The organism is Stenotrophomonas geniculata (assembly GCF_034508895.1).
Lineage (GTDB): Bacteria > Pseudomonadota > Gammaproteobacteria > Xanthomonadales > Xanthomonadaceae > Stenotrophomonas > Stenotrophomonas geniculata.
This window is the reverse complement of record NZ_CP140571.1, coordinates 2956130-2982263: the sequence shown is the minus strand read 5'-3', so window position 1 is coordinate 2982263 and position 26134 is coordinate 2956130. Positions and strand designations below refer to the sequence as shown.

Below are 26134 nucleotides of genomic sequence, written 5' to 3'. Positions count from 1 at the left end.
GAAATGCTTCATCGACTGGTTCCTTGCTCGCCGCCCTGCCCGCGTCACGCCGGCAGCTTGAAGTCGGCGACCGAACGACGCAGGTCGGCCGCCAGCTGCGCGAGGTGGCCGATCGATTCGGCGGTCTGCCCGGCACCCTGCGAGGTCTGGCCGGTGATCTGCCGGATCACGCCCATGGTGCGGGTGATGTCCGAGGCCGCGGCCGACTGCTGCTGGGCGGCGATGGAGATGTTCTTGATGAGGGTGTTCAGTGCATTGGACACGCGCTCGATTTCGGTCAGCGCGGTGCCGGCGTCCTCGGCCAGGCGTGCACCGGACACCACCTCGGCGGTGGTCTGTTCCATCGACGTGACCGCTTCATTGGTGTCGGCCTGGATGGCCTGCACCAGGTTCTCGATGCGTCGGGTCGCGCCGGAGGTACGTTCTGCCAGGCGCTGCACTTCGTCCGCCACGACCGCGAAACCACGGCCGGCTTCACCGGCCGAGGCCGCCTGCACCGCCGCGTTCAACGCCAGGATGTTGGTCTGCTCGGAAATGTCGTTGATCAGTTCCACGATCGAGCCGATTTCCTGCGACGACTCGCCCAGGCGCTTGATACGCTTGGAGGTTTCCTGGATCTGGTCGCGGATCTGGTCCATGCCCTGGATGGTCTCGCGCACCACGCCGGCACCCTCGGCGGCGATCACCACCGAGCGCTGTGCCACGTCGGCCGACTCAGCCGAGTTGCGCGACACCTGTTCGATGCTCGCCGCGATTTCGCCGATGCGGTCCGACGCCGACGTGATCTGGTTGGCCTGGTGGCCCGCCGCCTCTGCCAGCTGCATGGCGGTGGCCTGGGTTTCCTGGGTGGACAGCGCGACCTTGGCCGAGGTGTCGTTGATGGTGGTCACCAGGTGGCGCAGCTCGTCGACGGCGTAGTTGATCGCGTCGGCGATGGCGCCGGTCATGTCCTCGGTCACCGAAGCCTTCACTGTCAGGTCGCCCTCACCCAGCGAGGAAATTTCGTCCAGCAGCCGCATGATCGCCTGCTGGTTGCGGCTGTTGAACTCCACCTGGGTCTGGTAGCGCAGTTCCTGCTCGCGCGAGCGGCTGCGCACGTTGGTGGAGACGAAACCGATGATCGCGATCAGCGACAGCGCGCCGGACACCACGCCAATCCAGAAATTCGGGAACAGGCGGGTATCGGACACCGAACCGAACGAGGAGAACGCCTCGAACAGCTTGCGGCTGTCGTCCAGCATGTGCGCAGAACCCTGGCCCAGTGCGGTGGCCGCCGACTGCGCGGCGAACAGCTGGCGCGAGCTGGCCAGGATCGCGTCGGCGTCCTGCTTCATCGCTTCCCACTTCTGCTGCGACTGCTCCAGCGCGGCCACGGCGGCAGCACCGCGCACGGCGGTGATGCCCAGTTCCTCGTTGCCGTTGCGCAGGCCGTCGAGCACCTGCGAGAACACGGTGATGTCGCGGGCCAGTGCATCGCCCGAGGTGGCAGCGGCGCTGCCACCGGCACGCATTTCCGTCACGCGGCGGGCCATGGAGCCGGCCACCACCACCTGCTGCAGGGCGCTGTACACCTGCGACGACGGGGCGCCGGAAGCGGACATCGCACGCACCAGCTCGTTCAGCTGGGCCTGTAGCCCCGGCACGGCGCCGGTGAAGTTGTTGGCGTTGCCGGCCAGGGCCAGCACCGCCGGTTCACTGGCGACCAGCTGCCCGGCCTGCTTGCCCAGCGGCGCCCAGGTTTCGCCCAGGGTGGCGATCGCACCGGACACGCCCGGTTCCTTGCCGTAGCGCCCCTGCAGGGTCGACACGTTCTGTTCGATCGCGTTGCGGGTGGCCTTGAAGGCGGTGAACGCCTGCGCGTTGCCGCCCACCGCGTCACGGCCCTGGTTGGCCAGCTGCTGTGACAGCACCTGCAGGTCGGCCGCCTTGGAACCGGCATCGGCCAGGCGACTGCCCTGCCAGGTGGCGACGCCGGTGTTGACGCCGAACAGGATCATCGATGCCAGCAGCAGGAACAGCCAGAGGTTGCTGCCGCCCAGCCGCAGCTTGCCGGTCTTGGTGGCGTCCGAAGCAGTACTCATCGTTCAACCTCGATCTTCAATGCAGGGGGCGTTGCCCGGCCTCAGGCCGCGGCTTGCCGGAATTCAGGGGTACGCGACAGCAGCGAGAGCGAGAACACGCCCCAGTCGTGGCCGTCGGCGTGGAAGGCGCGATCGACGAAGTGGCCGTAACGCCCTTCGGCCAGCGTGCCGGCTTCGATCTGCTGGTCCAGTTCGAAACTGCGCTGGCCGAACAGCTCATCGATGGTCAGCGCGACGTCGCCGCCGGCCTGGCGCATGATCAGCACGCGCTGGCCTTCCTGCTGCACGGTACGCGTGCCTTCCAGGAAGTACTTCAGGTCGACCACCGGGAACAGGTTGCCGCGCAGGTTGCCCACGCCCAGCAGCCACGGCTGTGCGCACGGCACCGGGGTGACCGGCGGCATCGGCACGATTTCCACTACTTCGCGGAAATCGGACACCAGTCGACGCTGGCCGACGCGGTAACCCACGCCACGCCAGAGGTCCTGCGCGAACTGCCGCTCGGGCAGCTGCACCGCGTGGGCCAGGCTTCGCCGTTCGTAGGCTTCGAGGATGTCGAAGGGCGAGCGCATCAGGCCACCAGCTCGTTGATCCGCGCGATCAGTTCATCCTCGCGCGGCGGCTTGACGATGTAGTCGGCTGCGCCCTGGCGCAGGCCCCAGGCCTTGTCGGTTTCCATCGCCTTGGTGCTGACGATGATCACCGGGATGTGCTTGATCGCTGCATCACGGGCCATCGCGCGGGTGGCCTGGAAGCCGCTCATGCCGGGCAGGACCACGTCCATCAGCACCAGCTGCGGCACCTGGTCGCGGACCAGCTGCAGTCCATCCTCGGCGTTGTCCGCTTCCAGCACCTCGTGGCCGGCACGGCGCAGCCACTGGGTGAACACCGCACGGTCGGTCGGTGAATCCTCGATCAGAACGATACGAGCCATTGTGCCTTTCCCCCCTGGTCAGGCGTTGACGTATGTGCGGATGGCACCCAGCAGTTCTTCACGCGTGAAAGGCTTCGTCAGGTATTGCTCCGAGCCGACGATGCGTCCCCGCGCCTTGTCGAACAGGCCATCCTTGGACGAGAGCATGATGACCGGGGTCGCCTTGAACAGCTGGTTGCCCTTGATCAGCGCACAGGTCTGGTACCCGTCCAGGCGCGGCATCATGATGTCGACGAAGATGATCTGCGGTTGCTGGTCTGCGATCTTCGCAAGCGCTTCGAAGCCGTCGGTGGCGGTGACCACCTCGCAGCCTTCGCGCTTGAGCAGCGTTTCCGCAGTCCTGCGGATGGTCTTCGAATCATCGATGACCATCACCCGGAGTCCTGCGAGTTCCCCGCCCGCAGTCGTGTTTTCAGTCATTGCCTATCCCCAAGCGCACGGCCCGATCTCTGGCGGGGGCCGCTACGAAAGCGTATCTATATCGCACTTTCCGCGCCCGCTTCAAGGCCGCCCCATGGCGCGGGGCACGGCACCCTCCTGAACGTGACGGGTTTCGCAATGCGTGCGCGGGCGCCGGGCGGACGCTGCGTTGCAGTACGGCGGGGAGGCGCGCGGGCGGCGTTGCCGCTACCATCAACGCCTTGCCTGACAGGTGCGCCCATGCCGTTGAACGTCATCGTGGTGATGGACCCCATCGCCCACATCAAGATCGCCAAGGACACCACCTTCGCCATGCTGCTGGAAGCCCAGCGCCGCGGCCATGCCCTGCACTACGTGCGCCCGGGTGGCCTGGCCCTGGAGGGCGGCGTAGCGGTGGCCCAGACCGCGCCATTGCAGGTGCGCGACGACCCGGCCGGCTGGTATGAGCTGGGCGCATTCAGCCGCACCGCATTCGGCCCCGGCCAGATCGTGCTGATGCGCAAGGATCCGCCGGTCGACGCCGAATACATCTACGACACCCAGGTGCTGGACGTGGCCGCAGCGGCCGGCGCCTGCGTGGTCAACAACCCGCAGGGCCTGCGCGACTACAACGAGAAGCTGGCCGCGCTGCTGTTCCCGCAGTGCTGCCCGCCGACCCTGGTCAGCCGCGACGCCAAGGCGTTGAAGGCCTTCGCGCTGGAGCATGGCCAGGCCGTGCTGAAGCCGCTGGACGGCATGGGCGGCCGCTCGATCTTCCGCAGCGGCCAGGGCGATCCGAACCTGAACGTGATTCTGGAAACGCTGACCGACGGCGGCCACAGGATGGCGCTGGCGCAGAAGTTCATTCCCGACATCACCGCCGGCGACAAGCGCATCCTGCTGGTCGATGGCGAACCGGTCGACTACTGCCTGGCGCGCATCCCGCAGGGCGACGAATTCCGCGGCAACCTCGCCGCCGGTGGCCGCGGTGAAGGCCGCCCGCTGAGCGAGCGCGACCGCTGGATCGCCGCCCAGGTGGGCCCGGAGATGAAGCGTCGCGGCATGCGCTTCGTCGGCCTGGACGTGATCGGTGATTACCTGACCGAGGTCAACGTGACCAGCCCGACCTGCGTGCGCGAACTGGACGCGCAGTACGGCCTGAACATTGCCGGCACCCTGTTCGACGCACTCGAGGCCGGCCTGCGCTGATGCCGTCCGCACCTGCCGTCCTGCCCCCGCCGCCGCGCGAAGCGCAACGGCTGGGGGCGACCATCGCGCTGTCTGTGCTGGTCCACGCCCTGCTGATCCTGGGCGTGGGCTTTGCCGTGAAGGGCGATGCACCGCTGGTGCCGACGCTGGAAGTGATCTTCAGCCAGACCCGCACCGCGCTGACGCCGAAGCAGGCTGATTTCCTGGCCGCGGCCAACCAGGAAGGCGGTGGCGAACACGACCGCGCACAGCGTCCACGCGACAACCAGGCCGGCATCGTGCCGCAGGCCCAGTCCGGGCTGAGCCCGGTGCCGCAGCAGCAGCAATCGGCCGCGCCGGTTCCGCCGCCGCAGGCACGGGTGGTCAGCAGCCGCAATGGCGAAGAGGTGGTGGCGCAGGCACAGTCCCGCCCCACGCCGGATCAGCCCGAACCGGACGCACCGCTGAGCGCGCGCGAGCAGCGCGATGTGGAGATGGCGCGGTTGGCTGCCGAAGTGCATCTGCGCTCGGCGCAGTACGCCAAGCGCCCGAACCGCAAGTTCGTGTCGGCCAGCACGCGCGAATATGCCTATGCCAATTACCTGCGTGCCTGGGTCGACCGCGCCGAGCGCGTAGGCAATCTGAATTACCCGGACGAGGCCCGGCAGCGCCGCCTCGGTGGCCAGGTGGTGATCAGCGTGGGGGTGCGCCGCGATGGCAGCGTGGAGAGCAGCCGGATCCTGCGTTCGAGCGGGACGCCGCTGCTGGATGAGGCGGCACTGCGGGTGGTGAAGCTGGCCCAGCCGTTCCCACCGTTGCCGAAGACCGAAGACGAGATCGACATTCTGCAGGTCACCCGCACGTGGGTGTTCCTGCCGGGCGGCACCCTGCACGACGACCGGTAGGGTTCTGGTGCCCGGGCCTGCGGCCCGGGACCCGCTGAAAGGCTAGAGCAACGGCAACAGCAACAGCGGCGGTTGGTGTACTGAAGCGTGGCGAGGCGGTGTCGGGCGGCGGGGACGCCGCAAGTACGTCCGTGTAGGCTTAGCCGCGGCATCCATGCCGCGGATACCCCGCCGCCCGACACCGCCCCGCCTCTGACAGATCGCGGCGCACCATTGCTTTGGTAGGTGTCGACCTTGGTCGATACACATCCACGCCACGCGTGGATGCAAGCGAAGCGACCCGCTTTTGATTTTGACTTTTCTTTTTTTGATCTTCCGTGGCGGACGCGCACGGAAACTGTCAGAGGCCGGGCGGGTGGGCTGCGCAGGGGCGTGAGCCGCATGGATGCGGCGACCGAGCTTACATGGACGTACTTGCAGCGCCCCCTGCGCAGCCCACCCGCCCGGCCAAACCACGGCTTGTGCTTTCGCGCTCCGCCACGAGGGGCTCAGCCGTTGGCCTTCGCCTTCGCCTCACGCGCGGCCTGCTGCTCGACCAGAGTCAGTGCCACGTTGTCACGCAGGTACGCGGGCTCGACCTTCTCCGGCGCAATCGCCTCGCCACGCGCGAACGCCGGCACCGCGAGTGCCAGCACGTCCGACGCCCGCGGCAATGCCGTGGCATCGAATCCCCGAAGGCCACTGCCCAACTGCGCCACCAGCGCGCCGTCGGCCGCACCGAAGCCGGTGCCCACGCCATAGGCCGACAAACCTTCCGGCAACGCCACTGCATCCGGTGCGCACACACGCTCGCCATCGCGCGCGAGCGGCAGGCCGTCAACACGCTCGAAGCGCGCAACGTACAACTCTCCCATCCGTGCGTCGATCGCCGACAGGATCTGCGTTTCTTCTGCCGGTGCCCGCAGCGCCAGCACCTGCAGCGTCGATACCGGCAGCAGCGGACGGTCCAGCGCCAGTGCGATGCCCTGGGCAATCGCGATCGCCAGGCGCACACCGGTGAAAGCACCAGGACCGCGGCTGAGGGCGATGCCGTCCAGCTGGCGGCGGCTGATGCCGGCTTCGGCCAGCAGCGCCTCGGCCCACGGCAGGCTCAGTTCGGCATGCCGGCGCGGGGCGATCTCGAAGCGTTCCAGTACCTGCCCATCGACATGCAGGGCAACGGAACAGGCTTCGGTGGCGGTTTCAAAGGCGAGCAGTTTCATCGGATCGGGTCAGAACAGGGGGAACGTGGCACCGGGCGCCGGCTCGGGGCCGGTCGCAACAGCGGCCCGGGCAGCCGCATCATCGGCCACGGGCGCCCATTGTGGCGTAAAGAAGGCCTGGACATCGGCCAGGCTGCGGGTACGGCGGAACGGTGGCAGTGAATCGAGAAACACCCGGCCGTAACCCCGGTTGAGCAGGCGCGGGTCGCACAGCACCAGCACACCACGGTCGCTCTCGCTGCGGATCAGGCGGCCGACCCCCTGCTTCAACGCGATCACCGCCTGTGGCAGCTGCTCGTCGCGGAACGGGTTGCCGCCCTGGCTGCGGATCGCCTCCAGACGCGCCTCGTACACCGGGTCGTCCGGGGCGGCAAAGGGCAGCTTGTCGATCATCACCACGCTCAGCGCTTCGCCGACTACGTCCACGCCCTCGCGGAAACTGGCCGAGCCCAGCAGTACGCCATTACCCGATTCGCGGAAGCGCTGCAGCAGCGTCGCACGCGGCGCCTCGCCCTGCACGAACAACGGCCATGGCCCATCACGCAGTGCCTCGGCGGCCTCGCGCAATGCACGGTGCGAGGCGAACAACAGGAACGCCCTGCCCTGCGAGGCCTGCAGCACCGGCCGCAGGGTCTGGATCAGCGCGGTTCCGAAACCACGCGCGGCCGGATCAGGCAGGCCCTCGGGCAGATAGCACAACGCCTGCTCCGGCCAGTTGAACGGGCTGGGTTGGACCAGCGTATGCGGATCATCCAGGCCCAGGCGCGTAGCGATGTGATCGAAGCCCCCGCCAACGGTCAGCGTCGCCGAGGTAAAGATCCATGCGGCTCGGCTGCGCTCGCGGTGCTCGCGCAGCGGGCCGGACACATCCATCGGCGTGCGCTGGCAGCGGAAACCACGCGGCGTGAGCTCGTACCAGAGCACATCGGCGGCGCTGGCGGTCTCCTCCGGATCGGTATCGAAATCGAGGGTGGGTTCGTCATCCCCCAGCCAGCGGCTGAGCCGCGAAACCGCTTCGCGCGCACGCGCATGGCAGGCATCGAGGCCGGCAGCCGCTTCGCGCAGCGGCTGCAGCGCCTGCTCCAGCGTCACCAGGCCAGCCATCACCGTATCGAAGCCATCACGCACCTGCGGCATCGCCAGTGCACGCCATTGCGTGCCACGCGCTGGCAGCCCTTCCATTGCCGAGCGCAGCGCCAACAGCGCCTGCTGCAACTGGTCGACCGGTTCCTGCAGCGCCGACTGCGCGCCCCCGACGCCGCGCGCTTCGGCCAGGCAGTCGCGGCCCAGTTCCTGCCACGGACGCATGCCAAAACCTTCGCCGAAGAACTGCGCGGCCAGTTCGGGCAACTGATGCGCCTCGTCGATGACGAAGGCCTGCGCCCCAGGTAACAACTCGCCAAAGCCGTCCTGCTTCAGTGCCAGGTCGGCCAACAGCAGATGGTGGTTGACCACCACCACATCGGCGGCCTGCGCGCGTTGCCGCGCGCGCACCACGAAGCAGTCATCCCAGAACGGGCAGTCGGTCCCCAGGCAGTTGTCGACAGTGGAGGTGACCATCGGCAGCAGCGGCGAATCATCGGCCAGGCCTTCCAGTTCGGCGATGTCACCGAACTCCGAACGACCGGACCAGGCCAGGATCCGCTGGAACTGCGCGGCTTGTTCAGGGCTGGAGAACCGCGGCTCGCCGCGCGCCTGCTGCAGGCGATAGCGGCACAGGTAGTTCGCGCGTCCCTTCAGCAGCGCACTGCGCAGGCCAACACCGAGCGCCTGGCGCACCCGTGGCAGATCGCGGTGGTAGAGCTGGTCCTGCAGCGCGCGGGTACCGGTGGAGATGATGGTGCGCAACCCGGACAGCAGCACCGGCACCAGGTAGGCGAACGTCTTGCCGGTGCCGGTACCGGCCTCGGCCAGCAGCAGGTCACGCTGCTGCAGCGCATCGGCGATGGCTTCGGTCAGGTGCAGCTGTGCCGGACGCGGGACGAATGCGTCCAGATGCGAGGCGAGCGCGCCGCCGTCGCTGAGGGCTTCGCGGCTGGCATGGACAAGGTCGGACATCAGAGGGAAAGGATACCCGGCCGGGCGCTGCCCGGCACCCGTTTCAAGCCAGAGCACCAGCAAAAGCAACGGCAACAGCTTGGTTCATGGCTCTGGGTTTCTACATGCTGGGCGGGTCGGGAGGGGCAGGCAGGACACGCCGTAAACCCATCCCTGGGGGCTCGATGGCGCCATCCATGGCGCCAACGGTCCTGCCTGCCCCTCCCGACCCGCCTTCGACAGTTTCCCGGTGACGGATGGACGCACGTCGTAAGGTCGAGCTTGCTCGACTGGCAACTCAGAAGCTGTGGGAGGAACGAGGGAAGAAGATGGATTACTGCGAGCGCGCGCAGTGCGCGACCCGCTTTTGATTTTCTTTTTCTCTTCCGTGGCTGGCAGCACACGGAAACTGTCAGAGGCCGGGCGGGGTGGGTACGCGGGGGTGTCCGCGGCATGGATGCCGCGGCCAAGCCCCCAAGGACGGGTTCACGGCGCCCCCCGCGAACCCACCCCGCCCGGCCAAGCGCGGCTTTTGCTTCTGGCTTCAGCGACCAACCCACAGCCACGAGGGGCTGCGCCGTTGGCTGGAAATTCAGTACCGCTTGATCCCCGGCACCGTGCAGCCTTCAATCTGCGCATGCGCCGACACCGCATTTTCCTTCTCGCCGCGCGCCAGGCGCGACTGCTCGATCGTCGCCCAGTGCCGCCGGCACAGCGGCCCGGTCTTCGAGCCCAGATCCACCGCCTTGCGCGCGAACGTCTCCGCCTGCGCCCACTGCCCCTGCAGCAGCGCCAGTTCGGCACGTTCCTGCAGTACCGCCGGGTCGCCGGCGACGATTTCCAGCGCGTGGTCCAGGCTGCTGGCGGCACCGGCCAGGTCGTTCGCCTGCCGTTGCGCCTGCGCGGTCACCCGCAGGTCTTCCACCTGCGAATCACGCAGCGGCTGCACCGACAGCTCCTTGTCGTCCGGACCTGCGGCCGCATCCACCGCAGCCAGGCGCTGTGCCGGCGTAGTGGTATCCACCGGCGTGACCACCGGCGGCGCACTGGTCACGCAGGCGGCCAGGGCCAGGCTGAGGCCGGTCAGGGCCAGGGGCTGCAGCAGGGATCGCATGTTCATCGGCATCATCGGCTCGGGGGAGGAGTGGCGGCGGCGGGCGCCGTGGCAGGTTCGGCAGGCGCTTCCGGCTTGCGGTCCAGGCCGAACCAGCTGCGCCAGCCACCGCCCTCGCCTTCGGCACCCTGCCCGTCCGGCGACACCGCCGGCGCGCACGGTGCATAGGCCGGTGCATAGCCCACCACGAACGGGAAACGACGCGCGCCCGGGCAGCCTTCATCCGTGCTGTTGAGTCCGGTGGGCGCCACCGACTGCCAGTCCAGGCCCTTGTTGCTGACCCGCAGCGGAGCACTCGGCAGGCGCTGGAAGATACCCGACCAGACCCGCATCGCGCCGGTGGCACCGTACAGGCCGGCCTGCTCGTTCTGGTCGTTGCCGATCCAGATCACCGCCAGATGATCGCCGGTGTAACCGGCGTACCAGCTGTCGCGACCATCGTTGGTGGTACCGGTCTTGCCGGCCGGCTGCAGGCGGCCGAGGCCATCAGCGTTGAGCCGCTGCGCGGTGCCGCTGGCAACCACCTGCTGCAGGCCGACACTGATCAGGTTGGCGGCAATCGAGTCGCCCTCCTGCGCCGGTGCCGGGGTCTTGTCGTAACGCTTGAGCAGCTTGCCCTGCGGATCGAGCACGCCACGCACCGCGTGCAGCGGCTGGATCTCGCCGCCGGACGCCAGGAACTGGTACAGCTGCGCCATCGCGTACGGGCTCTGGTCGGTCGAGCCGAGGATCACCGCCGGGTTGGCCTCGGCCTTGATGCCGGCCAGTACGTGGATCAGCTGGGTCACGCGCTCCGGGCCGACCTGCATGCCCACGCGCACCGTGGCCTGGTTGTAGGAATGCGCCAGTGCGTCGATCAGGCGCACCGTGCCGTGGCTGCGGTTGTCCGCGTTGCCGGGACTCCAGTTGCGGCCGCGGCCGAGCTGCACCGTCACCGGCGAGTCATCGACCCAGCTGGCCAGCGAGTAGCGGTCCGGCTGTGCCAAGGCCAGCAGGTAGACGAACGGCTTGAGCAGCGAACCGACCGGACGCTGCGCCTCGATCGCGCGGTTGAAGCCGACCTCGGACACCTCGCGGCTGCCGATCACCGCCAGCACGTCGCCGTTGTGCACGTCGGTCAGCACCATGCCGGCCTGCAGCTCGGGGCGGCGCTTGCTTTCCAGCGACTTGATGGTGCGGGTCACCGCGCCTTCGGCGTAGGCCTGCGCGGACGGCGACATGCCGGTCATCACGCTCAGGCCGGCGCCCTGCAGCGCCGATTCCGGATAGTCGTGGCCCAGCTGGCGGCGGACCAGATCGACATAGGCCGGGAAGCGGTTGGCGGCAACCAGGCCCGGCGTCTTGGGCACGCCCAGCGGGGCCTTCAACGCACGTTGGTACTCGGCGTCATCGATCAGCGTGGCTTCGTGCAGTTTGCCCAGCACGAAGTTGCGGCGATCCAGTGCACGTTCCGGATTGCGACGCGGGTCGTAGAAGGACGGGCCCTTGACCAGGCCGATCAGCAGCGCGATCTGCTCGGTCTCCAGCGACTGCAGGTCGCGGCCGAACCAGAACTCGGCACCGGACGACATGCCATGGATCGCCTGGCTGCCACGCTGGCCCAGGTACACCTGGTTGAGGTAGGCCTCGAAGATGGTGCGCTTGTCGTAGCGCGCTTCCATGATCAGCGCGTACAGCACTTCGTTGAATTTGCGGGTGACCGTTTGTTCCTTGCCGATGCCGAGCAGGCCGCTGCGGGCCAGCTGCTGGGTCAGCGTGGAGGCGCCCTGGCGGCTCTGGCCACCGGAGCGAATGGTCACCCACACCGCGCGCGCAATGCCGGACAGGTCGATGCCGTGGTGGCGGTTGAAGTCCTTGTCCTCCACCGCCTGCAGGCCGGTCACCAGCAGGTCCGGCGCCTCGTCCATGCGGATCAGGCGGCGTTCTTCCTGCTTCTGGCCGTACAGGGTCGCGATGCGGGCCGGGTCAAGGCGCGCGGCCTTCAACGCCTTGCGGTTGTCGGCGTCGCGCAGCGAGGCGACCGCACCATCGGCCAGCGACAGCTCGAGCCGGCGCGGGGCAACCCGGCCATCGACGTCGTTGTAGCCGCGGCTGGAGATGACGAAGCGCCCGCCGTTCACCGCATAGGTGGCCGGCTCCTTGCCCTGGCCGTCATCGCGGTAGGCGGAGGCGGCCAGCTCGGTCTTCAGCGTGGAGGCATCCATCGCCTTGCCGGGGGTGAGCACCAGCGGGCGCGCATAGACACGCGTCGGGATCTGCCAGCGCAGTTCACCGAAACGCTGGGTCACCTGCTGGTTCAGGTACAGCGTATAGGGAATGAGGAAACCCAATCCCAACGCGACCGCAGCCATGCTCCAGGTGATCAGGCGACGCCGCCACAGCGGGCCGTTGTCCTGCTGGTCGTCGTCGTCGAAATCGTCGATGTCGTCGGAATCGTAGCGTCGGGGCACGGGAATGCGAGAATGTAGGGTCTGGCGAGTCTACCCCAGCCGCTGCGGCTGGCGGATTCTCCCGGGTTCCCCTGCTTAAGCTGGAGTTGCAACCGGATGGCGATGTCCCTGGCCGAGATCCGATACCTGATCAACCGCCTCACGGGCCTGGCCCGCCGGAGCCTGGCCAGCCTGCGTACCCGTGGGTGGCGGGCGACCTGGCAGCGCATCCGCGTGCATACCCAGCGCGCCGTTCCCGCGCCGCGAACGCCGCTGTTCCTGCCGCCGGCACAGGATTTCGCCCCCTTCACGGTGCCGTTCAGCGAGACGCCGGAAGTGAGCATCGTCATCCCGGTCTATAACCACGCCGGCCACACCCTGGCCTGCCTGCGCGCCCTGGCGGCACATCCGCCGCTGGCCGCGTGCGAGATCCTGGTAGTGGATGACGGCAGCAGCGACGCCACCGTGCAGTGGATGCCGCAGGTAGCCGGACTGCGCTACGAAGTGCGCGAGCAAAACGGCGGCTTCATCGAGGCCTGCAACGATGGCGTGTTGCGCGCACGCGGCCGCTACGTGGTGCTGCTCAACAACGATACGGTGCCGCAGCCGGGCTGGCTCGACGCTCTGCTGGACACGTTCGCCAGCACGCCCGGCGCCGGCCTGGTCGGCAGCCAGCTGCTGTACCCGGATGGCCGCCTGCAGGAATCAGGGGGGGTGATCTTCGCCAACGGCAGCGGCTGGAGCTATGGCCGTTTCGAGGCCGCGGACGACCCGCGTTTTGCCAGCCTGCGCGACGTCGACTACTGCTCCGGTGCGGCGCTGATGCTGCCGCGCGCCCTCTGGCAGCAGCTGGATGGCTTCGATACCCGCTACAAGCCGGCCTACTACGAGGACACCGACCTGGCCTTCCGCGTGCGTGCACAGGGCCTGCGCGTGCTGGTTCAGCCGGCCAGCCGGGTGATCCACGACGAGGGCACCAGCAACGGCACCGACACCGGCAGTGGAGTGAAGGCCTATCAGGTGCGCAACCAGGCCATCTTCGCCGCCCGCTGGGCCACCGAGCTGGCCCGCCATCCGGCGGTGGGCGAAGTGCCGTCACCGGCGCTGCTGCTGCGTGGCCGACGCCAGGTGCTGATCCTGGACGAGGAAGTACCGCAACCGGATCGCGATTCCGCGTCACTGCGCCAGGTGAACCTGATCCGCCTGCTGCTGCAGGGCGGCGCTCATGTGGTGTTTGTTCCCACCCGCCGCGAACATGGCGGTGCCGCCACCGAAGCACTGCAGCGGATGGGCGTGGAAGTCTGGTATGCACCGTTCCTCGATGGCGTCGCCAGCTGGCTGCGAACGCACGGTGCACGCTTCCACGTGGCGCTGCTGGTCCGCCACCATGTCGCCCACGAGTGCCTGCCGCTGCTGGAGCGCTATGCGCCACAGGCACGCACCGTGTTCGACACCGTGGACCTGCACTACCTGCGCGAACGCCGTGGTGCCGAAGTCGCCGGTGATGCCGGGCTGCTGCGCGCCGCCGAGCGCACCCGCGCCAGCGAGCTGGCGGTGATGGAGCAGTGCGACGTCACCGTGCTGGTCAGTGCCGCCGAGCGTGAGCAGCTGCAGGCCGACGCCCCGTCCGTGCAGGTGGAACTGATCTCCAACCTGCACGACGTCGCCGGCGCCGGCAGGCCGTTCGAACAGCGCCATGATCTGGTGTTTGTCGGCGGCTTCCGCCATCCGCCGAACCTGGATGCCATGGAGTGGTTCATCGGCGAAGTCTTCGCCGGCATCCGCGCCCGTCTGCCCGATGTACGCCTGCACTGCATCGGTGCCGCCACACCCGATTCGCTGCTGGCATTGGCCGCACGCCAGCCCGGCGTGCAGATGCACGGTTTCGTCGAGGACATCACGCCCTACATGGACGGCGCACGCATTTCCATCGCGCCGCTGCGCTTCGGTGCCGGCGTGAAAGGCAAGATCAACCTGAGCATGGCCCATGGCCAGCCGGTGGTAGGTACCACCTGCGCCGTGGAAGGGATGCACCTGCGCCCGGGCCAGGACGTGCTGGTGGCCGATGATGCGGCGGGCTTCGCCGATGCGGTGGTCCGCCTGTACCAGGATCCGCAGCTGTGGCAGCAGCTGTCCGATGCCGGCCTGGCCAACATCGCAGAGCACTTCTCGCTGGACGCTGCCAGGGCAACCGTGCAGCGGGTGTTCTTCACCTAATCCGGGCGCCCGCCTGCGCGGCGCAGGCGGTCTTCGAACGCTGGCAGCTCGGCCAGGTCCGGCTGCAGCAAACGGGCCTGTCCGGCGGCATGCGCCGCGAAAGCCAGGTCGCCGTTGCCGAGCCGTTCGCTGCCGATCGCCAGCCAGCGCTGGGCCAGGCGCAGGCGCGCCGAGGGAAGTCCGGCCGCGGTCGGCGACAGGGTCTGCCAGGCCTGCAGGCAGGCACCTGCGGCCTGCACGCGGTTCTGCCGCAGGTTGTCGTCGAAGCAGCGGCGGCTGGCGGGCAGCAGCCGCGCTGCGGCAGCCTTCACCCGTGCATCGCGTGGCGCCAGTGACTGCGCTTCGCGCAACGCGTCGAACGCACTGTGGCCGGGGGGGCTGATCCATTGCCCGGCACGTTCAGCGCGCTCGATCCTGCGCAGGTGGTCCCGCAGTTGGCGTTCGCGTTGCGTGTTGCTGACCGCCGGCTGCTGCAGCGCCTTCTGCGCCTGTTGTGCGCGCTGCAGGCGTTGCGCGAGCTGCTGTTGCGCGGCCGGCGAAGCACCCAGCTCAGCCGCCAGCGCGGAATCGGCCTGCGCCGCCTCGAACTGGAAGTCGTCGGCCCGCTTCTGGCTGCGCGCCAGCACCGCCTGCAAGGTCTGTTCGCGGCCGCGCTGGGCACTGGAATCATCAACCGCCACTGCCAGCACGGCGAGGAATCCCTTCGCTGCCGATTCCAGCTGCCGCCGCTGCAAGGCGCGCTGGGCCTGGCGCAGGCGCTGGTCGACAGCCTGTGCCAATGCTTCCTGGCTTGCGGGCAGATCGGCGTGGCCGGCATCGAACTGGCGCGCACGCTGCAGTATCGTCGCTGCCTCGGCCAGCTCGCCGCGCCCGGCCAGGATGCGGGCCTGCTGCAGCAGATCGCTCAGTGCGTCCTCGCGACCTTCCAGCGCCGGCAGATTGTCCGGCTGCAATGCCAGGATGCGCTGGAACAGGGGCAGCGCGCTGCTGTCACCTTCGTCCAGCCGGCCCGCTGCAAAGGCGTTGCGCGCCTGCGCCAGCAGTGCACCGATGCCGGTGCCTGCACTGCGACGGGCCTGCAGCTGGCGAGCCACGGCGTCCGCATCGGCCTGCGGCACCTGCAGTTCCCGGGCCAGTGCCAGCGCCTTCGCGCTGCCCTCGAGGTCGTTGGCCTGCAGTTTTTCGCTGGCCTGCTGCAGGGCCGCGGCGCCGGTACGGGCCAGGCCTTCGCGGGCCTGCGGACGATCACCATCCAGCGCCAGCACGGCCTGGTAGCGCTCGCGCGCACCAGTGCCGTCGGCCGCGCTCAACCGGCCGGTGGCAAGCGCGCGGTCACCTTCGGCCAGCAACTGTTCGATCTTCGGCTCATCCCAGAACCAGTCGGCCAATGGCTTGCGCAGCAGCACCAGCAGCACGAACACCGCCAGCGCCGCGACCAGCGCCCAGCGCCACACCCGGCGCGCGTGGCGTGCCTGCAGCCACCACCAACGGCCTTCGCGGCGGACGCGGTCCAGCGCAGGGTGTTCAGCGCCATGCGGGCGATGCGGGGGCTCGCGTTCCATGCGTGCAGGGTAGCCGGGGCAGCGTGAAGCTCAGCCGAGGCGACGCGCCTCGCTCACGCCGGGCAGCGCATCCAGCTTGCCGAGCAGGGTCGACAGCTGGCCGTAGTCGCTCACCTTCAGACGCAGGCGCAGGTGGGCACGGCCACTGTTGCGTACATTGTCACTGTGAATGTCGAGCACGTAGGCGTCTTCCTGGGCGATCAGGTTGGTGATGTCCTTCAGCAACCAGCGGCGGTCGACCGCAGTGACCACCACGTCCACTTCGTAGCCGCCGCCGGCCTGGCCCCACTCCACCGGCAGGATGCGCTGCGGGCTGGTGGCTGCCAGCCGGGCCAGCGCGGCACAGTCTGCACGATGCACGGTGACACCACGGCTACGGGTCAGGTAGCCGACGATCGGCTCGCCAGCCACCGGCTGGCAGCAGCGTGCCAGCTGCACCAGCAGGTTGCCCACGCCCTGCACGGTGAACTTGGACTTGCCCAGGTTCTCGCGGCGCGCGGTCGGCCGCGGCAGGGTCGGCGCGGGCGCCGGCTGGCTCGCTGCACGTTCGGCTTCCAGCAGGGTACGGCTGACCTGGTTCGGGCCGGTATCGCCCAGCGCCACCTGGATGTAGAGATCGTCAACGCTGTCGGCATGGAACTTCTTCGCCGCCACCGCCAGGTCCGAGTGCTGCAGGCCCAGACGCTTCAGCTCGCGCTCAAGCAGTTCGCGCCCGGCCTGCACGTTGCGCGCGCGGTCCAGCTTGTGGAACCAGCTGCGTACCTTTTCGCGCGAGCGGTTGCTGGCCAGGAAGCCGTTGGCCGGCATCAGCCAGTCGCGGCGGGGGTCGGCCTCCTTGCCGGTCAGGATCTCGACGCGGTCGCCGCTGCGCAGGCGATAGGTCAGCGGCACGATGCGACCGTTGACCTTGGCGCCCCGGCAGCGGTGGCCCACCATGGTGTGCACCTGGTAGGCGAAATCGAGCGGCGTGGCGCCCTGCGGCAGATCCAGCACCTCATCCTTCGGGCTGAGTGCATAGACCCGGTCTTCGGTCAGCTCGGCATCGAGCGCCCCGGCCAGCTCATTGCCCTGCCCGTCCTGCGCCTGCTCCAGCAGCTGGCGCATCCAGGTGATCTTGCGGTCGAAGGACTTCTCCGCGCCCTTGCCACCCTCCTTGTACTTCCAGTGCGCGGCCACGCCCAGCTCGGCCTGCGAGTGCATCTCATGGGTACGGATCTGCACTTCGATGGTGCGCCCTTCCGGGCCGACCACGGCGGTATGCAGCGAGCGATAGTCGTTGGCCTTGGGCCGGGCGATGTAATCGTCGAACTCGCTCGGCACCGGCGCCCACAGTGCATGCACCACGCCCAGCGCGGCATAGCAGGCGGCGACGTCGTCGACCATCACGCGCACCGCACGGATGTCATACAGCTGGTCGAACGCCAGACGCTTCTTCTGCATCTTCCGCCAGATGCTGTAGATGTGCTTTGGACGGCCGCTGACCTCGGCCTTGATGCCCTGCGCGACCAGCTCGCGCGACAGCACCTTCTTGACGTTCTCGACGTAACGCTCGCGGGCGATGCGGGTTTCGTCCACCTCCCGCGCAATGCGACGGTAGGTCTCCGGTTCCAGGTGGCGGAACGCCAGGTCCTCCAGCTCCCACTTCAGCTGCCAGATGCCCAGGCGGTTGGCCAATGGCGCGTGGATGTCGCGTGTCAGCTGTGCCAGCGCGCGGCGTTGCTCGTCATCCAGCTTGTCGGCCGCGCGCATCCGCGCCAGCTGCCGGGCCAGCAGGATGGGCACCACGCGCAGGTCGCGGATGATCGCCAGCAGCAGGCGGCGCAGGCCCTCGCTGTTGCGCCCTGCCTCACGGCCGGCATGCAGCGCCCACACCGGGTCGGCGGCGTCCTGGCCATCCAGCAGGCCGATCACCGCGGCCTTGTGGTTGCCCAGCGGCAGCTGTTCCAGGCTAGCCCGCAGGCCCGGCAGGTCGAACAGCAGGGCCGCGACCACCGCGCCTTCGTCGGCGGAGAGCATCGCCAGTGCGTCGAGGGTGTCACCCAGCACCGACCAGCTGGCGCGCATCTGGTGGTCGCATTCCGGCGCTTCCCAGTGCCCGCGCAGGGCCTGGCGCAGCGGAGCAGGCAGCACGGCTGCCGAGGGACGGTTCAACAAGGCATCCAGGCCGGGGACGGAAGCGCGGTTCACAGCATCGAGCAGGCAAGACAGAGGCCTCTACACTAGCGCCGGCGCCGTTCAGGGACAATCACCGCGGCCACCATCACCCGGCATAAAGACATGCCGTTACACTCGCGGTCAAACCCAGGAGAGTCCCGACATGTCCTCGATCGCCCCGCGTTTCCGCCTACGGCTGCTGGCCTGTGCCGCACTGTTGCTGTCCTTGTCGGCGCCTGCGCTGGCCCAGCGTGTGGTGGAGGGGGACCTGCAGCAGCAGATGTCACCGGCCGAGTTCAAGGCTGCTGGCCTGGACAAGCTCAGTGCGCAGGAACTGGCCACGCTGAACCGCTGGCTGCAGGGCAAGGTCGAAGCGGCCACCACCCAGGCGGTTGCCGCCGTACGGGAATCGGCACGCGAGGAAGGCCGTCAGGAAGTGATCGTGAAGAATCGCGGCTTCTTCGATTTCGGCAGCAGCGAGCCGATTGTCGGCGTGCTGCAGGGCGAATTCCACGGCTTCGGCAAAGGCCGCGTCTACGTGCTGGACAACGGCCAGGAATGGGAGCAGACCGATGCAAGCACCCTGGCCGGTGTGCGCAAGCAGTCCCCCGCCGTCAGCATCAAGCCCGGCGTGATGGGCGTGTGGTACCTGAAGGTCGACGGCGTGAACACCCAGCCGAAGGTGCGCCGTACCAAGTAACGCCGCCCATTGTGTAGAGCCGAGCCCACGCTCGGCTGCGATCTGCAGGGGAAGTGACGAGGCATCGAAAAGCAGCCGAGCATGGGCTCGGCTCTACAGCAACGACGTCATGCCTGGCGCAATGCGGTCACCCGCTGCGCCAGCTTCTTCGCCGAGATGCCGGTGCGTGCCCCCAGCTCCTGCGCGAACAGTGACACCCGCAGCTCTTCCAGATCCCAGCGCAGCGCCTGCCATTGCGGGCGCTCGCGCAGTCCCTGCTGCTCTCCCACTTCCAGCGCTTCCAGGAACGGGTGCAGTTCCAGCATGCGCGCCTGGTCACGTGGCGGATCACGCTTGGCACGCTCGGTGCGCAGGATCATCGCCTTCAGGTAGCGCGGATACTGCGCCAGCGCGTCAGCCGGCGTGTCGCGCAGGAAGCCGGGATGGATCAGGCCGGCCAGCTGCGCTTCCATGTCGTCCAGGTTGCCGCGCGCCCAGCCCATCAACGGTGCTTCCAGCATCGGCTTCAGTTCCGCCACCAGGGCCAGGATGGTTTCGGCCAGTTTCAGCCGCGACATCGCCTCACCGAACAGGGCCTTGGCCGCATGCTCGCGTCGCTGCTCGAAGGTCGCCGCATCGCGGATGTCTTCCAGGCCCTCGGCCAGCACCGCGTTCATCGCTGCATCGACCAGGTCGCCGCGCAGGCGCTCCTGCGATTCGATCGCGGCATACAGCAGGCCGGTCTTGGCACCGACCGGCAGCTGCTTGCGCGCCTGTTTCACCTTCTCGGCCAAGGCGATTTCCAGCAGGCGGCGCACGCCGAGCGGATGGGCCTCCAGCGCCTGCTGGCGGTCGGCGAAGATGCGCAACGCCACGCTGTCGCCCTCGTCCAGCAACGCCGGATAGGCCGGCACGCCCGCTTCACCGGGCACCTGCAGCGGAATCGGCGTGGCCGGGAACGTACGCAGGCCATCGGCCGCCATCTCGCGGCCGGCGCGTGCAGCGAACGCATCGCCGGCACGACCGCCGAATTTGGCGCGCAGTGCATCCAGATCGCGCGAGGTCGCCAGCACCTTGCCCTGCTCGTCGCGCAGCCGCAGGTTCATGTGCAGGTGCGGTTCGATCGAACCGGGCTCGAAATCGAGCGCGGTCACGGTCGCGCCGGTTGCGCGCGACAGGAAACGCGCCAGTTCGCCGGTGATGGCATCGGCGCTGGGCTGCGGGAACGCCTCGTAGAACGCGCGGCCGAAGTCCGGCGCCGGCACGTAGTTGCGGCGCATCGCCTTGGGCAGGCTGCGGATCAACGCAGAGGCCTTGTCGGCGACGAAACCCGGCGCCAGCCAACCCAGTTGCACTGGGTCCAGCGCATTGAGCAGGTGCAGCGGCACATCCAGGGTCACGCCATCGTCGTCGGCACCCGGTTCGAAGCGGTAGTGCAGCGGCAAGCGCGCCTGGCCCAGGGCCAGGTACTTCGGATAGCGCTCCTGTTCACCGCCCTCACCCGGTAACAGATCGACCAGCGACCAGTGCAGGGTCTTGCGCTGTTCCGGCGCCAGCCCCTTCCACCAGGTATCCAGCCCCGCCGCCGAATGGATCTGCGGCGGCACCCGGTCCAGGTACCAGCGCGCCTGCCAGTCCTCGTCGGCGACGATGCCGGCGCGGCGCAGCTTGGCTTCTTCCTCGCGGGCGGTCTCCAGCACTCTCTGGTTGTCGGCCACGAAGCTGGCGCGGGTGTTGATCTCGCCGGTCACCAGCGCCTGACGCACGAAGATGTCATGCGCTTCGCCCGGTTCGATGCGACCGTAGTGCACCGGCTTCTTCGGCGCCAGCACCAGGCCGAACAGGCTGATCTGCTCGGACGCCAGCACCTGTCCCTGCGCGCGCGACCAGTGCGGATCGAAGTGCTTGCGCAGCAGCAGGTGCGGCAGTTCGGCGATTACCCAGTCCGGCTCGATCGCGGCCAGGGTCATGCCCCACACCTTCTGCGTATCCAGCAGGTTGGCCACCAGCAGCCACGGCGGCGGCCGCTTGGACAGCGCCGAACCGGGGAACGGCAGGAAGCGGCGCTGGCGTGGTGCCTGGAAATCGCCCTTCTCGGTGCGGTGGCCGATCTGCGTCGGCAGGCCCGCCACCAGCGCCCGGTGCAGGGTCTGGTAGGCGGCGGCGCGCACGCGTTCACTGAAACCGCCGCCAACTGGCGTCTGTTCCTTCTGCGCACGCACGGCCACCGGCATCGGAGCGGCCTCGGCCTTGCCTTCGCGGGCCAGGCGCGCGGCACGGTGCAGCTGGCCCCGGGTGGCTTTCACCGCCGCGGCGTCGTCACGCGCCGGTGCCGGCGCACTGCTGCCGGCCAGCAACGGTGCCATCGAGGCCTCGTTGGCCTCTTCCTTCCAGCCCAGTTCTTCGCACAGCAGGCGAAGCTGGCGATGCAGCTCGCGCCACTCGCGCATGCGCAGGAAGCCGAGGAAATGACGGCCACACCAGTCGCGCAGCTTGGACTGGGTCAGGTCTTCGTGGGCCTGCCGGTAGCCATCCCACAGGCGCAGCACGCCGACAAACTCGGAGCGGCCATCGGCGAACTGCGCATGTGCGCTGTCGGCCGCACCGCGTGCTTCGGGCGGGCGTTCGCGCGGGTCCTGGATGCCCAGGAACGAGGCGATCACCAGCATCGGCCGCAGGCAACCGGCAGCCTGCGCAGCGACCAGCATGCGCGCCAGCTTCACGTCCACCGGCAGGCGTGCCATCTGCTTGCCGATGGTGGTCATGCGCCGCTCGGCATCGATCGCGCCCAGTTCGGTCAGCTGCTGCCAGCCATCGGCTACCGCGCGCTCGTCCGGTGCTTCCAGGAACGGGAATTCCTCGATGCGGCCCAGGCCCAGCTGCAGCATGCGCAGGATCACCCCGGCCAGGCTGGAGCGGCGGATTTCCGGATCGGTGAACTCCGGCCGCGCCTGGAAATCAGACTCGGCGTACAGGCGGTAGCAGATGCCCTCGGCGATACGCCCGCAGCGGCCCTTGCGCTGGTTGGCGCTGGCCTGCGAGATCGGCTCGATGTGCAGGCGGTCCAGCTTGTTGCGCGGGCTGTAGCGCTTGACGCGGGCAAAGCCCGGATCGACCACATAGCGGATGCGCGGCACCGTCAGCGAAGTTTCCGCCACGTTGGTGGCCAGCACGATGCGCCGGTTCGGCCCCGGGTTGAACACCCGGTCCTGGTCCTGGTTGGACAGCCGCGCGTACAGCGGCAGCACCTCGGTGTTGCGGTACTTGCGCCGTTCCAGCGACTGGTGCGCATCGCGGATCTCGCGCTCGCCCGGCAGGAAGATCAGCACGTCGCCGCGCGCATCCAGGCGGGTGATCTCGTCGATGGCCGACACGATGGCGTCGTTGACGGTGCGCTCGCCCTCCTGTTCGCCCTCGCCTTCCAGCGCGCGGTAGCGCACTTCCACCGGGTAGGTGCGGCCTTCCACGCTGATCACCGGCGCATTGTCGAAGTGCTGGGCGAAGCGTTCGGTGTCGATGGTGGCCGAGGTGACGATCAGCTTCAGGTCCGGGCGCTTGCGCAGCAGCTGCTTCAGGTAGCCCAGCAGGAAGTCGATGTTGAGGCTGCGTTCGTGCGCCTCGTCGACGATGATCGTGTCGTAGTTCGACAACCAGCGGTCGCTGGCGATCTCCGCCAGCAGGATGCCGTCGGTCATGAACTTGATGCGGCTGTCTTCGCTGACCTTGTCGTTGAAGCGCACCTGGTAGCCGACCAGCTGGCCCAGTTCGCTCTGCAGTTCCTGCGCCACGCGGCTGGCCACTGCGCGTGCGGCAATCCGTCGCGGCTGGGTGCAGCCGATCATGCCGGCCTGGCCACGGCCTGCGGCCAGGCACAGTTTCGGCAGCTGGGTGGTCTTGCCCGAGCCGGTTTCACCGGCGATCACCACGACCTGATGGTCGCGGATCAGCTTGATGATCGCGTCGGCTTCACGCGCAATCGGCAGCTGCGGGTCCAGAGTAATGGACGGCTGCTGCTGCGCCCGTGTCATCCGGCGCTGCACCGACGCCTGCAAGGCCTGCTCGAAGGTGGCGGCCAGTGCCGCATCCTGTGGCTTGGCCTGGCACCGCGAGAGCATCCCCAGCAAACGGCCCCGGTCGCGGCTCATGGCGCCGTCGATGGCGGCGCGCTGTTGGCGCAGGCGGGGCGATGGATTTTTATCGATAGAGTTCATCAATCGGTTCGTTCAAAACTTTGAAAGCGACCAGTCATCACGACCGGTTTATTGTGAAGGCCAACGATTCCACAAGGAGGAACCCCATGGCGAAGACCAAGAGCACGACCAAGGCCAAGACCGGCAAGCAGAAGCTTGCAGCGGCGGCACCGTCGGCGCCGAACATCGATATCGGGATCACCCAGGGCGACCGCAAGAAGATCGCCGACGGTCTGTCGCGCTTCCAGGCTGATGCGTTCACGCTCTACCTGAAGACGCACAACTTCCACTGGAATGTGACCGGGTCGATGTTCAACTCGCTGCACACCATGTTCGAGACGCAGTACACCGAACAGTGGGCGGCACTGGACGACGTGGCCGAGCGCATCCGCGCGCTGGGCTTCAATGCCCCGGGCTCCTACCGGGAATTTGCTGCGCTGACCTCGATCGCCGAGGAACCGGGCCTGACCGACAGTGCGGACTGGCGTGAAATGGTACGCCAGTTGGTGGTCGCCAACGAAGCGGTCTGCCGTACGGCGCGTGAAGTGCTGGAGGTGGCGGCCAAGGGTGACGACGCCCCGACCGAGGATCTGATGACCCAGCGCCTGCAGACCCACGAGAAGTACGCCTGGATGCTGCGTTCCCTGCTCCAGTAGGGGTTGGGAGTGGTTCGGCAGGGCTGCGCCCTGCACCCGCAGAGGCAACTGCGACGACAACGGCCGGAGCAAAGGCTGGTTTGCTGTGGGTTGGCGGGGTGGGTCCGGTGGCAGGGGACGCCGTAAACCCGTCCTTGGGGGCTTGGCCGCGGCATCCATGCCGCGGACACCCCTGCCACCGGACCCACCCCGCCTTCGACAGATTTCCGCGATCTGCCGGCAAAGCCATTGGGGTCAGATCCGTTTTCCGCAGGAAAACGGATCTGACCCCATTTTGTTTGTCGATATCTGACAGATGTGTCGACCAAGGTCGACACCCACCAACGGCCGCGGGAAACTGTCGAAGGTGGGGCGGTGTCTGATTGCGGGGTGTCAGCCGCATGGATGCGGCTGCCAAGCCTACAGGGACGTACTTGCGGCGTCCCCGCAATCCGATACCGCCCCACCAAACCACGAATCACCCCAGAGCCGGCTGTTGCCTTTGACGTTGCACTGGCTTGCAGCGGGTGCAGGGCGCAGCCCTGCCGACTCCCCCGCCGGGGTAAACTAGCCGGATGGCTTCCCGTCCCGCGCACGACCTGCTTCAACGCGTCTTTGGTTACGACGATTTCCGTGGTCCCCAGCAGGACATCGTGGAGCATGTGGCTGCCGGTCACGATGCCCTGGTGCTGATGCCCACCGGCGGTGGCAAGTCGCTCTGCTACCAGGTGCCGGCCCTGCTGCGTGACGGATGTGGCATCGTCATCTCGCCGCTGATCGCGCTGATGCAGGACCAGGTCGAAGCCCTGCGCCAGCTCGGCGTGCGCGCCGAATTCCTGAACTCGACCCTGGACGCTGAAACGGCCGGCCGCGTCGAACGCGAACTGCTCGCTGGCGAGCTGGACATGCTTTATGTCGCCCCCGAGCGGCTGCTGACCGGCCGCTTCCTGTCGCTGCTGTCACGCAGCCGGATCGCCCTGTTCGCCATCGACGAAGCGCATTGCGTGTCGCAATGGGGCCACGACTTCCGCCCGGAATACCGCCAGCTGACCGTGCTGCACGAGCGTTGGCCGCAGATCCCCCGGATCGCGCTGACCGCCACCGCCGACCCGCCGACCCAGCGCGAGATCGCCGAACGCCTGGACCTTCAGGAAGCACGCCACTTCGTCAGCTCCTTCGACCGCCCCAACATCCGCTACACCGTGGTGCAGAAGGACAACGCCCGCAAGCAGCTGACCGACTTCCTGCGTGGCCATCGTGGCGAGGCCGGCATCGTCTACTGCATGTCGCGGCGCAAGGTCGAGGAGACTGCCGAATTCCTCTGCGGCCAGGGCTTCAACGCCCTGCCCTACCATGCCGGCCTGCCGCCGGAAGTGCGCGCCAACAACCAGCGCCGTTTCCTGCGCGAGGATGGCATCGTGATGTGCGCCACCATCGCCTTTGGCATGGGCATCGACAAGCCGGACGTGCGCTTCGTGGCGCATACCGACCTGCCGAAGTCGATGGAAGGCTACTACCAGGAAACCGGGCGCGCCGGCCGTGATGGCGAAGCCGCCGAAGCCTGGCTGTGCTACGGCCTGGGCGACGTGGTGCTGCTCAAGCAGATGATCGAGCAGTCCGAGGCCGGCGAAGAACGCAAGCAGCTGGAGCGGGGCAAGCTCGACCACCTGCTGGGCTACTGCGAATCCATGCAGTGCCGCCGCCAGGTGCTGCTGGCCGGTTTCGGCGAGACCTATCCCCAGCCCTGCGGCAATTGCGACAACTGCCTGACACCGCCGGCCTCATGGGACGCGACCATCCCAGCGCAGAAGGCGCTGAGCTGTGTCTACCGCAGCGGCCAGCGTTTCGGCGTCGGCCATCTGATTGACGTGCTGCGAGGCAGCGAGAACGAGAAAGTGAGGCAGCAGGGCCACGACAAGCTGAGCACCTACGCGATCGGCCGCGACCTGGATGCGCGCACCTGGCGCAGCGTGTTCCGCCAGCTGGTCGCCGCCAGCCTGCTGGAAGTGGACAGCGAGGGCCACGGCGGCCTGCGCCTGACCGATGCCAGCCGTGACGTGTTGACCGGCCGCCGCCAGATCAGCATGCGCCGCGACCCGTCCAGCAGCACCAGCGGACGCGAGCGCAGCGCACAACGCACCGGATTGTCGGTACTGCCGCAGGATCTGGCCCTGTTCAACGCCCTGCGCGGCCTGCGTGCCGAACTGGCCCGCGAACAGAACGTGCCGGCCTTCGTGATCTTCCACGACAGCACCCTGCGCAACATCGCCGAGCAACGCCCGACCAGCCTGGATGAACTGGCCCGGGTCGGCGGCATCGGCGGCACCAAGCTGAGCCGCTACGGCCCACGCCTGGTCGAGATCGTGCGCGAAGAGGGTTGACGGTTACGCGTTGCCGCGCTGCGCGGC

The 26134-nt window shown here is 68.2% G+C and carries 17 protein-coding genes; 6 read left to right on the top strand and 11 right to left on the bottom strand.

Annotated features, from left to right (window positions below; genetic code table 11):
- Positions 1 to 44: 44 nt before the first annotated feature.
- Genes RI032_RS13675 through pilG form a run of 4 tightly spaced genes read right to left on the bottom strand, consistent with a single transcriptional unit; the run spans position 45 to position 3435 of the window.
- A complete protein-coding gene (locus tag RI032_RS13675) occupies positions 45 to 2081 on the bottom strand; it encodes a methyl-accepting chemotaxis protein (RefSeq protein ID WP_010482706.1) in 2037 nt (678 codons plus the stop codon).
- Between the two features lie 41 nt (positions 2082 to 2122).
- Entirely contained in the window at positions 2123 to 2653 is a 531-nt protein-coding gene (locus tag RI032_RS13670) for a chemotaxis protein CheW (protein ID WP_010482705.1), read from the bottom strand.
- Complete coding sequence (locus tag RI032_RS13665; protein WP_005410717.1) at positions 2653 to 3015, bottom strand: response regulator; 363 nt, start codon at positions 3013 to 3015, stop codon at positions 2653 to 2655. The genes RI032_RS13670 and RI032_RS13665 overlap by 1 nt, the downstream gene beginning before the upstream one ends.
- 18 nt (positions 3016 to 3033) lie before the next feature.
- A complete protein-coding gene (gene pilG / locus RI032_RS13660; RefSeq protein ID WP_005418455.1) occupies positions 3034 to 3435 on the bottom strand; it encodes a twitching motility response regulator PilG in 402 nt (133 codons plus the stop codon).
- A 240-nt stretch (positions 3436 to 3675) separates the two neighbouring features.
- Here pilG and gshB point away from each other — a divergent pair, with 240 nt between their 5' ends.
- Positions 3676 to 4623 carry a glutathione synthase gene (gshB, locus tag RI032_RS13655; protein WP_019338700.1) on the top strand — a complete coding sequence of 316 codons (948 nt, stop codon included), beginning with the start codon at positions 3676 to 3678 and terminating at the stop codon, positions 4621 to 4623.
- A complete protein-coding gene (locus tag RI032_RS13650) occupies positions 4623 to 5507 on the top strand; it encodes an energy transducer TonB family protein (RefSeq protein ID WP_010482701.1) in 885 nt (294 codons plus the stop codon). Before gshB ends, RI032_RS13650 begins: the two co-directional genes overlap by 1 nt.
- Before the next feature lie 488 nt (positions 5508 to 5995).
- Here the strand turns inward: RI032_RS13650 and tsaB are convergent, their stop codons facing one another.
- The 4 genes from tsaB to mrcB all read right to left on the bottom strand — a co-directional run bounded on the left by tsaB (position 5996) and on the right by mrcB (position 12310).
- Positions 5996 to 6709, bottom strand: a complete 714-nt coding sequence (gene tsaB, locus RI032_RS13645) for a tRNA (adenosine(37)-N6)-threonylcarbamoyltransferase complex dimerization subunit type 1 TsaB (protein ID WP_049452717.1) — start codon at positions 6707 to 6709, stop codon at positions 5996 to 5998.
- Between the two features lie 9 nt (positions 6710 to 6718).
- Positions 6719 to 8767 carry a DNA repair helicase YoaA gene (yoaA, locus tag RI032_RS13640; RefSeq protein ID WP_049481811.1) on the bottom strand — a complete coding sequence of 683 codons (2049 nt, stop codon included), beginning with the start codon at positions 8765 to 8767 and terminating at the stop codon, positions 6719 to 6721.
- 571 nt (positions 8768 to 9338) lie between these two features.
- On the bottom strand, positions 9339 to 9875 hold the full coding sequence (locus RI032_RS13635; protein WP_071306674.1) for a hypothetical protein: 537 nt from the start codon (positions 9873 to 9875) through the stop codon (positions 9339 to 9341).
- Entirely contained in the window at positions 9872 to 12310 is a 2439-nt protein-coding gene (gene mrcB, locus RI032_RS13630; RefSeq protein WP_322547153.1) for a penicillin-binding protein 1B, read from the bottom strand. The genes RI032_RS13635 and mrcB overlap by 4 nt, the downstream gene beginning before the upstream one ends.
- Positions 12311 to 12406: 96 nt before the next feature.
- Between mrcB and RI032_RS13625 the strand changes: the two genes are divergently transcribed.
- Positions 12407 to 14506 (top strand): glycosyltransferase, encoded by a 2100-nt coding sequence (locus tag RI032_RS13625; RefSeq protein ID WP_322547152.1) that lies wholly within the window; start codon positions 12407 to 12409, stop codon positions 14504 to 14506.
- Here the strand turns inward: RI032_RS13625 and RI032_RS13620 are convergent.
- Both RI032_RS13620 and RI032_RS13615 read right to left on the bottom strand, forming a co-directional pair.
- Positions 14503 to 16068 carry a hypothetical protein gene (locus RI032_RS13620; protein WP_322547151.1) on the bottom strand — a complete coding sequence of 522 codons (1566 nt, stop codon included), beginning with the start codon at positions 16066 to 16068 and terminating at the stop codon, positions 14503 to 14505. The genes RI032_RS13625 and RI032_RS13620 overlap by 4 nt on opposite strands.
- Positions 16069 to 16098: 30 nt before the next feature.
- Positions 16099 to 18255 (bottom strand): RelA/SpoT family protein, encoded by a 2157-nt coding sequence (locus RI032_RS13615; protein ID WP_019336379.1) that lies wholly within the window; start codon positions 18253 to 18255, stop codon positions 16099 to 16101.
- Positions 18256 to 18385: 130 nt separating this feature from the next.
- Here RI032_RS13615 and RI032_RS13610 point away from each other — a divergent pair, with 130 nt between their 5' ends.
- A complete protein-coding gene (locus RI032_RS13610; protein ID WP_322547150.1) occupies positions 18386 to 18922 on the top strand; it encodes a hypothetical protein in 537 nt (178 codons plus the stop codon).
- A gap of 107 nt (positions 18923 to 19029) precedes the next feature.
- Here RI032_RS13610 and hrpA read toward each other — a convergent pair whose 3' ends face one another.
- Positions 19030 to 23112 carry an ATP-dependent RNA helicase HrpA gene (hrpA, locus tag RI032_RS13605; protein WP_322547149.1) on the bottom strand — a complete coding sequence of 1361 codons (4083 nt, stop codon included), beginning with the start codon at positions 23110 to 23112 and terminating at the stop codon, positions 19030 to 19032.
- 86 nt (positions 23113 to 23198) lie between these two features.
- Here hrpA and RI032_RS13600 point away from each other — a divergent pair, with 86 nt between their 5' ends.
- Together RI032_RS13600 and recQ are read left to right on the top strand one after the other, a co-directional pair.
- Positions 23199 to 23747: a Dps family protein gene (locus RI032_RS13600; protein ID WP_005410730.1), complete on the top strand. Its 549-nt coding sequence runs from the start codon at positions 23199 to 23201 to the stop codon at positions 23745 to 23747.
- 554 nt (positions 23748 to 24301) lie between these two features.
- The gene (gene recQ / locus RI032_RS13595) at positions 24302 to 26107 is read left to right on the top strand and encodes a DNA helicase RecQ (RefSeq protein WP_057503046.1); all 1806 of its coding nucleotides are present in this window, start codon (positions 24302 to 24304) and stop codon (positions 26105 to 26107) included.
- The last annotated feature ends 27 nt before the right edge of the window (positions 26108 to 26134 follow it).

Coding starts and splice junctions, on each gene's coding strand:
- tsaB (WP_049452717.1), bottom strand. CDS start 6,709: ATGAAACTGCTCGCCTTTGAAACCGCCACCGAAGCCTGTTCCGTTGCC.
- RI032_RS13675 (WP_010482706.1), bottom strand. CDS start 2,081: ATGAGTACTGCTTCGGACGCCACCAAGACCGGCAAGCTGCGGCTGGGC.
- RI032_RS13625 (WP_322547152.1), top strand. CDS start 12,407: ATGGCGATGTCCCTGGCCGAGATCCGATACCTGATCAACCGCCTCACG.
- pilG (WP_005418455.1), bottom strand. CDS start 3,435: ATGACTGAAAACACGACTGCGGGCGGGGAACTCGCAGGACTCCGGGTG.
- RI032_RS13620 (WP_322547151.1), bottom strand. CDS start 16,068: ATGGAACGCGAGCCCCCGCATCGCCCGCATGGCGCTGAACACCCTGCG.
- hrpA (WP_322547149.1), bottom strand. CDS start 23,112: ATGAACTCTATCGATAAAAATCCATCGCCCCGCCTGCGCCAACAGCGC.
- RI032_RS13600 (WP_005410730.1), top strand. CDS start 23,199: ATGGCGAAGACCAAGAGCACGACCAAGGCCAAGACCGGCAAGCAGAAG.
- gshB (WP_019338700.1), top strand. CDS start 3,676: ATGCCGTTGAACGTCATCGTGGTGATGGACCCCATCGCCCACATCAAG.
- yoaA (WP_049481811.1), bottom strand. CDS start 8,767: ATGTCCGACCTTGTCCATGCCAGCCGCGAAGCCCTCAGCGACGGCGGC.
- RI032_RS13665 (WP_005410717.1), bottom strand. CDS start 3,015: ATGGCTCGTATCGTTCTGATCGAGGATTCACCGACCGACCGTGCGGTG.
- RI032_RS13610 (WP_322547150.1), top strand. CDS start 18,386: ATGTCCTCGATCGCCCCGCGTTTCCGCCTACGGCTGCTGGCCTGTGCC.
- RI032_RS13670 (WP_010482705.1), bottom strand. CDS start 2,653: ATGCGCTCGCCCTTCGACATCCTCGAAGCCTACGAACGGCGAAGCCTG.
- RI032_RS13635 (WP_071306674.1), bottom strand. CDS start 9,875: ATGATGCCGATGAACATGCGATCCCTGCTGCAGCCCCTGGCCCTGACC.
- recQ (WP_057503046.1), top strand. CDS start 24,302: ATGGCTTCCCGTCCCGCGCACGACCTGCTTCAACGCGTCTTTGGTTAC.
- RI032_RS13650 (WP_010482701.1), top strand. CDS start 4,623: ATGCCGTCCGCACCTGCCGTCCTGCCCCCGCCGCCGCGCGAAGCGCAA.